Below are 12,939 nucleotides of genomic sequence, written 5' to 3'. Positions count from 1 at the left end.
AGCACCCATCGACACCGGCCATCTATTATCGTCTACCTATTTAGTATCAACAATACTGTCATACAATTCCTGACCGTACTTCTCGGCGAATTCCGCATGCACAGTTTGTGCTTTCTCCATGAATGGAGCCGTATCCAATTCAATAACTTCCATGCCGTTCTCTTTCAACTGCGTCAACAGCTCTTCTTCTTGCTTGGCTACCAGCTCATTCTCGAATGCAGTCGCTTCCTTGGCGGCTTCTTCGATAGCTGTCTGCTGCTCCTTGGTCAGCTTCCCATACGTGATATCGCTCATCGTCAATTGCACATAACCGTAGACATGGTTTGTCATCATCAGATATTTCTGCACTTCATTGAACTTATTGCTCGAGATAAGAGCCAGAGGATTCTCCTGCCCGTCAATTACTCCGGTCTGAAGGGAAGAATACACTTCACCGAATGCCATAGGCGTAGGCGCCGCACCCATTGCTTCCCAAGCCGCTATCGATGCCGGAATTTCCGGAACGCGAACCTTCAATCCCTTCAAATCTTCGATTTTCTCGATTTTACGATTCGTTGTCAGCTCGCGGGGACCGCGCAGCCAAAAGTCCAAGCCGCGGATTTGTGCATTGGCTAGCAAATCTTGCTTCAACTGCTCACCCACGTCGCCATACAGCACGTTCTTCAAATGATCGACATCTCTGAACAAATACGGAAGTTCCAGAATAGAATATGGCTCATAGAAGTTGGACAAGACCCCCGCCACGAGAGCAAAATCAACGGACCCGAGCTGCATGCCTTCAATAAGGTCGCGGTCGTTGCCCAATGTGGAGCTAGGGAATACCTCGATTTCTACGCTGCCGCCGGTTTTTTCCTTCACCAGCTCGGCGAATTTGAGAGCTCCTTTATGCCACGCGTCGCTTTCGCTTGTAATATGCCCCAATCTTAGCTTTACAACTTTATCGGAATTGCCGGACGAGCCTGAACCCGCATTGTTATTGTCACTTTTCCCGCATGCTACAGCGCTTACAAAGATCAACACAATCATCATGGTAATAGCAACAGACTTTTTCATCATTTCAGTATGCCCCCTAGTTGAGTTAGATGAAGTCATTTAAAATGAACAAGTACTTTAAGCGACCGATCCTCTTTCTTGTCCACGATACGGAATCCTTCCGCTGCTTGCTCGGGCGCCAATCGATGGGTGATAAGCACCTTGTCGTCGACGAATCCCGCTGCGATCAGATCGATCGCAATGATGAAATCCTCGCGGGTATAGGTCATGCAGCCCAAGATCTCTTTCTCCTGGTTTTGGAGATTGTGAATGTTGAACGTCTGATCGCCATGGAACATGGCGATCGTAACGACTCGTCCCCCTTTGCGGAGCAGCTTCAGCGATTGATCCACGATGCCGGGAACCCCTGCCGCGATGAGAACCTTGTCGAAGAGACCTCCTCCAATAAGCTCCCGCGCCTCTTGCGTCCACTCCTCATTATGCTGAATGTTCAGTGTATGGGTCGCTCCCATATACGATGCGCTCTCCAGCGCGTAGTCCATGACATCCGTAACGAGAAGCGTCGTTGCGCCCGCTGCCTTGGCTGCGGCCATGGCAAGCAGTCCGATCGGCCCCGCTCCCAGAATCGCGACTTTATCTCCCGCGCTTATCCCTGCTTTGCGCACAGCGTGAACGCCTACCGCAAAGGGCTCGACCAGCACGCCTTGCTCGTAATTCAAGCCTTCCGGCAGCTTGTACACCGTCTGCTCGGGCGCCGCAAAGTATTCGGCCATCGCCCCGTACCATGCGCCAATGCCCGGAGCGCCTCTGTCTTCGCAGTAATTCACTCTTCCCGTCAGGCAATATTCGCATGTTCCGCATCCCGCTTGTGGCTCCACCGTGACACGATCGCCCGGTTGAAACTTGCAGACTGCGGACCCGATCGCCACTACTTCGCCTGCAAGCTCGTGGCCGATAATGACCGGAGGCTTTCGGAATGGATGGAGACCTTTATAGGTATGAATATCGGAACCGCATATGCCGGCCGTCTTTACTTTGATCAGCACTTCATGATCTCCCAGCTTGGGAATGTCCACATTCTTGACAATAACCTCATAAGCGTCTTGCACAAATACAGCTTTCATGTTTGTCCTCTCCGTTCAGTCTTTTCGTGATGCGATTCTCGGTTTTATTCAAAAAGCTTGCTCTTGGAATGCTGAAGATGATCGCGCATCTTATTGATGCATGCTTCGTCGCTCTGCTTGAGCAGATCGTATATCGCAACATGATCCTGCCAGAAACCTACCATGCGATGCGGGTCCTTCCTCAAATGACGGAGCGTAATCCGAAGCAAATGATCCTGGTAATTAAGCAGTACGCGATAAATTTCTTGATTGCCTGTGAACTGGCAGATCAGCAGGTGAAATTCATGATCGGCCTTGCCGAAGGCTTTCACATCCAAGCGCTTCACGATCTCTTCCGTTTCTCTTAAATTGTCCAGGAGCAACTGGCTCTGCTCTTCGTTCAGCTTCCCAAGAATCGATTGCAAATTAAAGGTTTCAAGCGCCGTTCTCAGATCATAAATATCGATAATGCGATTAATGGCCAGATCGTTTATAATGATGCCTTGCTTGGAAGATACCGTTACGAAGCCTTCTGCCTCCAGCCGAGTAAGCGCCGACTTGATTGGCGTTTTGCTCATCTCCAGCAATTCAATTAGCTCACGCTCCGACAGGAAACGCCCCGGTTCGAATCTTTCATCCAGTATTCGTTCTTTTATTTGGTCATATGCAATGTCTTTCAATAACAACGAAGCGCCTGATCCCTTGGACACCGCCATCGCTTGCTTTCTCCTCTCTCTATCTCCATATTTTCAATCCATGGCAGCATCCCTGACCTTTGCGAAGTAGTCGGGACTGCCGAATTGGCCGCCTTTCAAAGCCAGCTCGACGCCGTCCATATATTCATCATGCGAGTATACTCTGCACAGCGGCGCGCCAGGCGAGATCGGCATCAGCATTTCCATGCCGTAAATCCCCATCTCACTGGTGACGAAGCCCGACGTATCCCCGCCTGCAATCACTACTCGCCGCAGCTTGGCCCGGAGCATAATATGCCTCGTCCAACGGCCTAATTGCCGCCCGATATGCTCCCCGGCTTGCGAGCTTTCCATTCCATTATCCAGTATTCGCTCTCGCGCCTCAACAATGGCTTCGTCTTCCGGGCCAAGCGCCGTATAAAGTACGACGCTTTCTCCTCTATCCAGCAAGCTGATCGCTTCATTCAACAGCTCTTCCGGCATGCAATCTCTCTGCGCCAGCTGCTGGGGCGAGATGCGAATGCCATGGAACCCTTCTGCGATAGCGTTCTCAATCTGACGCTGGCTAACTGATGAAGCGCTGCCGGATACAACCAGAATGCGCTCTGCAGCCTTTACTGGTGCGGAGGTTAAGCTTCCTTCAGATGCAGCTATCCCCTGCTCCTTCCAGAATGCCGACAGTGCATATTCCACGCCGGAAGAACCGACCACGAACCGGTCTCCCTCTTCCGCCGCTTCCCATATTAATCTGCCGCTCAACGTCATTCTCGCCTCGTCCAGCACATCCAGCAGAAGAACCGACGGTTTGTCCCTCAGCTTCCCCTTGTATCGTTCCCCTACATGCTCATATTCGCCGTCCAGCTCAATAATATTCATCAGTTCGACCTTTTCGCCCAGCTGCGCTTCAAGATGAAGGCGAAGATCGGCTTCATGCATCGGAGTGACGGGATGGCGTGACATGACAGGATGGCGATCCAATCGGTATATCTCGCCGTTCATACGGGCGAAGTGCTGTCCGAACAGCGTATATCTGCCGAGAGCCGGCGCTCCTACCAATAACGGAACGGTGCTCTGTTCCGGGAAGAACGGCCGGGAAGTTCTGATCGCTTCTCCGATGCTCCCCACCTCGGGCGACGAATCGAAGGTGGAACAGGTTTTGTAATGAACGATAGGCGCTTTAAGCTCCGACAGACGCGACATCACCGGTCCGATCTCCTTCGCCATGTCGGACGGAGTCTTCGCCCTGCTCGTCCCTGCGACGCCTATGCAGCGGATGCCTTCGAAGCGCTCAAGCATGTCGGCTGATGGAGGCTCCATGAACAATAAGGTCCGATTGCCGCTTAGGGCCAGTGCTTCCATGGCATCTGTCGATCCTGTGAAATCATCGCCGTAAAATGCAAGTAAAATGGTATTCTCTCTCATGATGCCCTTCCCTCCAAGATGTTACTAGCCGCCAAACACGCGAATTGCGGCTTGAAGCTCCGGATGTGATTCAGCAAACTTCTCCAGCTCGACGCCTTGCACCGCCGCTTCCCATCCCAGCTGCATGCTGCGGACGCCTGCGGCAACTCCGTCGGGATGCGCCAATATCCCTCCGCCGGCAAGGTGAATGACATCCAATGTGCCGACAGACTGATAAGTCGGTATCGCGCTGCCTGCCCATTGCGCCGAGGAGAGCACCGGCATGGCCTCGTATCCGCCGAACATCGGCTGCAAGCAATCCCGAATCGATTGACTGACCGAATCGTTGCTTTCCGCGAACTTGCTGTTCAATCCGTTCGTATGCAGATGATCCACGCCGGCTAAACGGCAGAGCTTCTGATAAGCGGTAAAGCTCATGCCCAGCAGCGGACATCTCGACATCGCTCCCCACTGCGTGCGGTGACCATGAACAGGCAACTCCGTATAGCCCCGAAGATGCGATACGCCAGCGAGTCCAACGCTGTTCACGCATACCATCACGCAAGTGCCGCCCGCTTCATAGACGATGTCGTGATTTCGCTTCATCTCATCGATGTCGCCGGTAATATTAAAGGCATACATCAACTTCTTGCCGGTGCGGTCTGCCACTCTCTCGATTTCAGTCATGACGGTTTTCACCCGCTGCTCGAAAGGCGCATACGGCGGATTCCCGCATAGTTCATCATCCTTGATGAAATCAAGCCCCGCTTCCGCAAGCATCCGAACCAGCGGACCGTAATCGTCCAGAGGAAGGCCGATGCTCGGCTTGATGATGGTACCGATAAGCGGACGGCCGTGCACTCCCGCAAGCTCTCTTGTTCCCGCTATGCCGAATTTCGGACCCGGATACTGAGTCGCGAATTCGGACGGGAGCTCAATATCGAGCAATCTTAATCCCGAAAATTCACGAAGCTCGTATAAGTTCCCCGCTATCGTCGACAATAGATTAGGGAGAGAAAGACCGAAATTATGAAACGGAAAACTAATCTTCACAATGGCTCTCCTGTAGACCGGGTTGTTCATCTCCTTCGTCAGGTACACGCCTGGCAGCGTAGGCGTAATCGATTCCTCTATCGGTTCGATAGCAAGCACCTTCGCTGCGTGAAGCTCCTTCAACTCATCTGTTTCACCCGGCACTGCGATGAAGGTTCCTGTCGATTGCTCTCCTGCCATAATGGCAGCAGCTCTCTCCAGAGGATACGGCGTCTCTATGAGATACGTGGCTGTCACTTCATTACCCCTCAACTGTCGTTCCCTCCTCTTGTTGTTTATGTCCAATTAGCTCATTAAGCTTCCATACATCTACGTTTACTTTATAGATCTAACATAGATCTATGTTGTATCTATTTGATATCCATCATAAGGGAAGCGTTTTCAATTGTCAACAGGTTATATTTTCTGTCTGTTCAATCCGCCTTTGCTCCGTTGAAGTGACAGTGAACAATAAGGAAGGGGCTGCCGCTTGCCGAAGTTTCACGGATGCCGAAAGCAGACGAAAGGACCTCAATCTCCACTTCCAGTTGGAGACTAAGGTCCTTTATCTCGAAGACATTCGCACTCAGATGCATCCCGGAAAATGACAAACCGACTTTCGGGATATCCCTTTCACTTCTGCTTGCTTACTCTTACAAAAACTCTGCCTTGTCCAGGAATCGCTTCAGCATCATGACGGACTCGGCGCGAGTCGTATCCTTCTGCGCTTGAAGCATGTCCGATCCGGCACCTTTAATCAATCCTGCAGCTACCGCAGCGGCTACTTCCTTCTGTGCCCACACAATGTCAGATTGATCCTGGAATGCGTCCAGTATGCGCTGCTGCTCAGCGTCGGAAGTTACAGAGATATCCGTCCCCGCATATTGCAAGGCGCGCACGATCATCGCGATCTGCTCCTCCCGATTAATGGATGCTTCTGGACGGAACGAACCGTCGGCATAGCCGAGGATCAATCCCGCGTTAACCGCCGCCGATACGTCGCTGGCATACCATGCCGATGCCGATACGTCGGCGAAGCTTGCTCCCGCTTCAGCCGGTATCAATCCCAGTGCGCGAACCAGCATGGATGCGAACTCGGCGCGAGTAACGCTGCGGTCTGGTGCGAAGCTGTTCTCGTTCATGCCATGAATCAATCCCTTGTTCGCCAGCAGCTCGATTTCCCGCTTCGCCCAATGCCCCTGTATATCATCGAAGCTCTTGTCATATGCGGCCAGCACATAGACGCTGTTGCCGTTCCGCTTCACCAGAGCAATCGTCTTGCCGTTCTCGTATCGGAATTGCGCAGGCACGAATTGCAGTTGCTGCGTATCCTCCATATATTGCAGCGCCGTCAATTGACTTGCATTGTACTTGCCATCCAGTCCGATCTCTCTCACGACATAAGAGGTGCCGAACGGTACGGCTGCCGTATTGCCTTCACTGTCGACAACTTCGACTTCGAATTGAATGGCGGCATGAACCAGATTGCCGCCGGAAGCCTTCACGGCATCCTTGACGTTCTGCGCCTCCTGACCTTCCAGCTTCTTCATCGTGAAGCGGAGTGTCAGATCGTCTCCATTGCCTGTGCTGCCGAGCAGATTCGCCCATAGCTCCGGCTGCCATGCAGCCGCAGGGAAGCGGTATGCGGCCACCTCATTCCGGGCGATAAACATGCCGTTCTCCGAGCGCGCTTCCTCCGGCCATGCATCGGCCTTCACCGACAAGCTGTCGCCTTCGAATTGAACTGTAACACTGGACGAGGAGTTGAATGCTTCTTGAATATGTGCCGAGCAAGCCAGCTGGCCATCGGCTACAACAACATGGCTTCCGGCTTCCCGTGAGCTGTCGCTGCAAGGGTCCGCCCCGTCTGTACCTGTGCCAGTTCCCGTATCGGAGTCTCCGTCGCCATCGCCATCGCCATTTCCGTCTCCGTCTCCGTCGCCATCACCATCGCCATTTCCGTCACCATCGCCATCGCTGCTTCCTGTCACTTCAATCGCAATCGGCTTGGTATACAGGTCATAAGCATTCGCATCATCCAGATAACTCGTATAACGGAGCATAGCATAGGCCGTTCCGGCCGACTTCGCTGTCAGAGCAGCTCCGTCCGTATCCAACAGCTCTTCTCCTTGCAGCCATATGATATCTGGAACGACCTCGTGAACGGTGCGGTCGTATGTCTCGGCCCGTGCCGTCAAGGTGACGCTCTCGCCCTTCTCCAGTGTGTACTGCTCCTGTTCAGGTTCCAGCGAGATATTCCAATCAGCCGAGTAGTAGGCATAATCCGTCGTAATGCCGTATATCCCGCGCATGAAGAACGTCTTATAATCCGCCAGATTGTTGATCGTCCAAGGTGAGACGATAATGCCCCGATGCTTGGCCGCTTCCAGATAGGCTTGTCCCATGCCGTAGTAGCCGGCGTTATAAGTCGCGTTCAATGTCTGCGTCGTGCGCAGCGTGTCGCGCAGCGCCTTGTTCACATTGGCGTCGGTGTCGGGACCGCTGCCCACAAGCAGCCCTACCGGCATGCCCGGCATCTGCTCGGCGAACAGCTTCAACTGCGACGTATGGAATGCCATCACATTAATAAGTTCTTCGGCGTCCTTCTCCTTAATGAGGTTAACGAGTACGTCGACCGCCCGCGGTGTTCCCGTCTTGATCTCCGCATACACCATAATGCCCTTCTCGCGCGCCAGCTCGATCTGCTCGTCCAGCGTCGGCACCTTCACGTCCGGATAGCCTTCCGGATAAGGCTTGTTGGCATTCAGCTGCTTGATCTCCTCCAGCGTGAAGTCCTCTACCGGACCGCTGCCGTTCGTTGTATTCTGCAGTACGCCATCATGGACAATGACCAGATGGTCGTCCTTCGTCACATACATATCATTCTCGATAAAGTCGGCCCCGTTCTCATAAGCGAGCAGGTTGCTCTCGATCGTATTCTCCGGCGACTTGGACGGCATGCCGCGATGACCGATAATGTATGGCTTGCGAACGAGCGTCGTCTCATGGTTGTAGACGCCCAGAGCCGCGATCGCCTTATCGGGGCTGTCGGTCACGATGCCGTTCGTTCCGGTTGCGATTATATGATGAAGCGCTACAGAGCGGCCGGCCTGATCCGCTTCGGCCTTCGTCCATACGACCACGGCGCGCTGCTGCAAATATTCCACATTCTCTTCCGTTGCCGCCGCTTCAGACAAAATCGCGATTTTGGAACCGCTGATTGTCGTCTCGCGGCGAATGTCCAGCAGTTCCTCGTCGCTTGCCGCCTGCTGACCGCTAAAGTCCAGGATACCCCGCAGCATAGGCGCAATCTCTCTCGCTTGTTGGATCAGTTCGCCTTGCGAGGAGACGATGAACGCATCCTCGATGCCGTGTCCCTTCGCATACTTTGCCACCTCGCTTGCCGCCTCGCTGCCGGTTACATAGAAGGCGGGAATGATATGACCTTCCATCGCCTGCAGCACAGATGGCAGCTCCCCGATTACGCTCCCATCCCCAGAAGACAGAACGTCAAGCACGTCGTTCACATGAATGATCACGGTGGCCGGAGCCGGCGGCTCGCTCAGCGATGCAAGCTGCTCTTCTCTAGTCAGCTCCGTCGCAATCGTCGGTCCCATAACGATCTTCGTATCCGGCTCATAGACGTTCGCGAACCGGTCGGCCGGCATCGGCGGCAGCTCCTCCTGCTGCAGCGTAATCCGTATATTATCCACTTTCATTTTGCTTCCGTTCGCCTGCAAGCCGATGAGGCCTTGAAGATAGCCGCCTGCGGCATCGGTATCGATGATCAGCTCGTCGTTAATCCACTCCTGTACCCGATTGCCTCGCGCAATGACGGTATAGCGATACATTTGATCCGATTCGATCATTCCGCTGAACGGGCCCTTGTCATGGACGGCCCATCCGTTCGCCGGTGTGCGCTCCGCGAATTCGACGCCATTCGCAGCAGATGCATCCTTGCGTACAGCCATTTGATAATAGGGATAATTGCCGTTCTGAACGCGATACATGATGGAATGCCATCTGCCATTGTCGTTCGCGCTCAGATGAGTGACATCCGCTTCAATGCGATAATCGCCGAACATGCCCAAATATTCCGGCAGCAAGACACGGGACGGATTATCGGAACCGGACGAAGCGTCGATCTGGAATGCGCCGCCTTGCACGGCCGCCTTGGAGGCGGTGGACCCTTCGATTCGCGACCAGCCGTCAGGCATATCGCCATCCGCAATAGAATCGAAATCTTGCTCATACAGCGTATATACGCTGTCCGCTGCATCCTTCGCAACGACGAGCAGTTCTGCGGATACGCCATCGATCTCTGCCGTTAAGCGATATACCCCTTGCTCTTCGATATGCATGCTTCCGTCTTCGATAACAACCTTGCTGTCTTCAGCATGCCAAGCGAGTGCGCCGCCTTGAAGCGTTCCCGATGTGAAATCGCTTAGCTCCGTCAAGAAAGTCAGACTATCCAGGCTCAGCGGCGTCCCCGCTGTAGCCAGCACATACCCTTGCTCATGGCGAAGCTCGACCACCTTGGCCCCTGTGGACGATGGCTTCACCGTCATCTCGTAGGTCGCTTCGGCGCGGCCATAGATCGCCTTAACTGTAACCTGGCCCGCTTTAAGCGGGTACAGATTGCCATCGATCACCTTCATGACGGATTCATCCGATGAATACAGCTTCAGGCCGCTTAACGGAATGGCTTCCGTCAAGCCGTCGGAGTAATACACACTGCCTGTTACCGTCACCGGTCCGGTCAGAGCCTCCAGCTCGGAAGGCATGATCAGATCGAGACGCTCAGCAGCAAGACGAGTCACCTTCAAGTTGTCGAAGGACACCTTGCTCTGATCCGCCTGGAACCCGACTTTGCCGCGCTGCAGCAGCCCGCTTGGGAAGCTTTGATCCAATACGAGCGTATATTGAGGGTCATCCTTGGCTTTCAAATATTCCTTCACATTGTCACCGTAGACGCGCACCTTCATCTGATAATCCTCGTTCAGCGCCAGCGGCTGCCATACGCCCGACGCCATGACAGACCAGCCGTTATCCGGCTTGCGGTATGCGACTTCATACGTACCGTTCTGGCGAACCGCCATCTGGTTGTATGGATTCGTCCCCTCCGGAATTCCCCTGAACATTAATGCCGTCCATCTGCCGGAGTTATGTACCGCCTCGAAGCGGACGTCAGCCTCAATCGTATAGTCGTCCCACTGCACAGGAGCCGTCACCCTGCCTTGCTTGCCCGCGGAGGAGCCGTCGAAGCTCATTCTTCCGCCGTACGTGCTCTGTGTAACGGTGAAAGACGGGCTTCCCGCATTGACATCGGAAATCCAACCGTATGGCAGCGCGCCTTCCAAGACGCCATCGAAGCTCTCTTCCAGCAGAACGGGATTGATCGGACCGATCACGGGCATGTCCTCTTGCAGCTGGATCGTCCCGTATCCGCTCGTATCATTCCAGAAGGAAGAGGAATCATACGCGCTCCAATAAGCCGTCCGCTGCATGGAGCTGTCCTCTCCGTACCGGTCAGTCACGCCCAGGTTGAACCCAAGCTGCTTGCTGAGCTGGGGATCGAACTGCAGCATGTCCCACGATATGGCGACTTCCAGCTCCCAGCCCGTTGCCGTCTGGTTCATCGCACGCATTATGCCCTTGTCGTCCTTGCCCTCATGGTTGTTCAGCGCCGCGCCGAAGTGGAACTCGGGCGTCGCCGAATCGGCGCGGAACAAGAAGCCCGCTTGCATATCCTCCGGCTGGAACGGAGTAGAACGATGCATCGTCGGATCGAAGAACAGATGCATGCCGTCCTGCTCGAACCAGTAGCCCGCTTGATCCTGAAGCGGCGTATGATCTTCGGTTCGAATGCCGATATACAGGTATTGATTGTCCCACAGCATTCCGAATGCAGAAGCCGGGAACGGCGCTTCGCCGAATAGCTCCGGCAGCGGCTCGGCTATGCTCCAGTTGCTATCATCAAGCTTGCCGTCAATGATAGGAGCATGAATCGTTTTCTTCGCTTGCAGCACTGGACGTCCGGCTTCCGTGGCTTCGCTGATCTCAAAGCCCTGGACGGATGCCGCTTCCTTCTCTACAGTGTCTTCCTCCGCGGCAAATGCCGGATAGGCCGGCACAAGACTTGACAGAACAACAACGCACAGCAGAATCGATAACCATCTTGACGCTGATCGGGATAACATGATCATCTTCCTTCCCTCTCCGTATTCGGCGGGGCAAGAGCCGGGCAAAACAAATAAACCCTTCTATGCATCAAATCCGGAAGCCGCATGCGCTCGCTAAAGCACTTCCATATCTGATACATAAAAGGGTTTTCTCCCTGTCTCATACCCTGGCCTTACTGGGTGGTATGCCCAGCACTACTGTACCGCTTTTTTGTCAGCGCAATGTTTTCGCAACTTAAAGAAATTATTAACAGCATGAATTATAATGTGGGAGAGACTTGAGGGATGAGGTGAGAGGGACATGACCGTTATTTCGAAGGAACATTATTTCCGAAGCAGTACTTTCCCTTTTCATATTGAACAGTACACCATTGGTCATCATGAGCGGATTGCTCATCATACGCATGATTTCATTGAATTGGTGTTCGTCCATAGCGGAAGCGCTCATCACGAGATGGCAGGGCAGCGGTATACGCTGCAAGCGGGCGATGTGTTTATTGTCGAGCCGAATGTTTATCACAGCTATGAGGGATCACCGCAAGAGGAGACAACGATATACAATGTGCTGTTCGATTCCGGCTTTTTGCAGGCGGAGATGGGCACGTTGTTGCAGCTACCTGCCTTTGCTAGATTTTTCTACCTGCTTCCCTTCATGCGGAGCAACGCATCGTTCGTCCCGTTCCAGCCGTTGACGGAAGAGCAACGTGCCGTCATTCGGCAGCATCTGGATACAATTCATCATGAATATATGGAAGAGAGAGAGGGGTGGCAGCTCATCGTCAAGACGCGCTGGATGGAATGTATGGTCTGGCTCAGCCGTTATCTGCCGACAGAGCGTCTGCAGGGGCAGAGTGCGTCGCCGGACTATGACTGGATTGGCTCGGTCTGTCACTTGATTCAGCAGCAATTCCGGCAGCCGATCAGCCTTGCGCAGGTTAGCCGAATGTGCGGCATGAGCGAATCCTCGTTCCGAGCCAAATTCAAGGAAGCGACCGGCAGCAGCCTGCTGGACTACAAGCATGCCGTTCAGATCCGCTACGCGTGCTCGCAGCTCAAAGAGTCCAATCGCAAGGTGCTCGACATTGCGCTGGACTCCGGCTTCAACGATATTAGCTTCTTCAACAAAATATTCCGCAAGCATTGCGGCATTACGCCGAGGGATTACCGGGAGCGCGGCTAAGTGGAGGGGGCGCGCACGCACCATTTCCGAGCTTCAATGTATGCGGCATACGCTAATTCGGCGTGTACGCATCATTTCAGAGCCCCAGTGTATGCCACATGCACTAATTCAGCTCGCACGCATCATTTCAGACCTTCAGTGTATGCCACATGCACTAATCCAGCTCGCACGCATCATTTCAGACCTTCAGTGTATGCCACATGCACTAATTCAGCTCGCACGCATCATTTCAGAGCCCCAGTGTATGCGGCATACGCTAATTAGTCGTGTACGCATCATTTCAGACCTCCAGTGTATGCCACATGCACTAATTCAGCTCGCACGCATCATTTCAGACCTTCAGTGTATGCCAC

General features: G+C 53.7%; 7 protein-coding genes. 1 reads left to right on the top strand and 6 read right to left on the bottom strand.

The features are described from left to right. Positions 1-36: 36 nt before the first annotated feature. The 6 genes from M6D81_RS04280 to M6D81_RS04255 form a co-directional block, all read right to left on the bottom strand. A complete protein-coding gene (locus M6D81_RS04280; RefSeq protein ID WP_262675588.1) occupies positions 37-1,056 on the bottom strand; it encodes a TRAP transporter substrate-binding protein in 1,020 nt (339 codons plus the stop codon). A gap of 32 nt (positions 1,057-1,088) precedes the next feature. Continuing rightward, a complete protein-coding gene (locus M6D81_RS04275; RefSeq protein ID WP_262675587.1) occupies positions 1,089-2,117 on the bottom strand; it encodes a zinc-dependent alcohol dehydrogenase in 1,029 nt (342 codons plus the stop codon). A gap of 44 nt (positions 2,118-2,161) precedes the next feature. Continuing rightward, a complete protein-coding gene (locus M6D81_RS04270; protein WP_262675586.1) occupies positions 2,162-2,812 on the bottom strand; it encodes a GntR family transcriptional regulator in 651 nt (216 codons plus the stop codon). Between the two features lie 33 nt (positions 2,813-2,845). Then, positions 2,846-4,213: a four-carbon acid sugar kinase family protein gene (locus tag M6D81_RS04265; protein ID WP_262675585.1), complete on the bottom strand. Its 1,368-nt coding sequence runs from the start codon at positions 4,211-4,213 to the stop codon at positions 2,846-2,848. 24 nt (positions 4,214-4,237) lie between these two features. Next, on the bottom strand, positions 4,238-5,497 hold the full coding sequence (locus M6D81_RS04260; protein ID WP_262675584.1) for a ribulose-bisphosphate carboxylase large subunit family protein: 1,260 nt from the start codon (positions 5,495-5,497) through the stop codon (positions 4,238-4,240). Positions 5,498-5,877: 380 nt separating this feature from the next. Further along, on the bottom strand, positions 5,878-11,430 hold the full coding sequence (locus M6D81_RS04255; RefSeq protein ID WP_262675583.1) for a glycerophosphodiester phosphodiesterase family protein: 5,553 nt from the start codon (positions 11,428-11,430) through the stop codon (positions 5,878-5,880). A 277-nt stretch (positions 11,431-11,707) separates the two neighbouring features. Here M6D81_RS04255 and M6D81_RS04250 point away from each other — a divergent pair, with 277 nt between their 5' ends. After that, positions 11,708-12,586 (top strand): AraC family transcriptional regulator, encoded by an 879-nt coding sequence (locus tag M6D81_RS04250; protein WP_262675582.1) that lies wholly within the window; start codon positions 11,708-11,710, stop codon positions 12,584-12,586. Positions 12,587-12,939: the final 353 nt, after the last annotated feature.

The sequence above is a fragment of the Paenibacillus sp. J5C2022 genome (genome assembly GCF_025567625.1).
In the GTDB taxonomy this organism is placed as follows: domain Bacteria; phylum Bacillota; class Bacilli; order Paenibacillales; family Paenibacillaceae; genus Pristimantibacillus.
Note: the sequence above shows the minus strand (reverse complement) of the source record. Positions and strands in the feature narration are given on the sequence as shown.

Excerpts from the sequence above, each read along its gene's own strand:
- M6D81_RS04275 (WP_262675587.1), bottom strand. The coding sequence starts at position 2,117 with ATGAAAGCTGTATTTGTGCAAGACGCTTATGAGGTTATTGTCAAGAAT.
- M6D81_RS04270 (WP_262675586.1), bottom strand. The coding sequence starts at position 2,812 with ATGGCGGTGTCCAAGGGATCAGGCGCTTCGTTGTTATTGAAAGACATT.
- M6D81_RS04255 (WP_262675583.1), bottom strand. The coding sequence starts at position 11,430 with ATGATCATGTTATCCCGATCAGCGTCAAGATGGTTATCGATTCTGCTG.
- M6D81_RS04250 (WP_262675582.1), top strand. The coding sequence starts at position 11,708 with ATGACCGTTATTTCGAAGGAACATTATTTCCGAAGCAGTACTTTCCCT.
- M6D81_RS04265 (WP_262675585.1), bottom strand. The coding sequence starts at position 4,213 with ATGAGAGAGAATACCATTTTACTTGCATTTTACGGCGATGATTTCACA.
- M6D81_RS04280 (WP_262675588.1), bottom strand. The coding sequence starts at position 1,056 with ATGATGAAAAAGTCTGTTGCTATTACCATGATGATTGTGTTGATCTTT.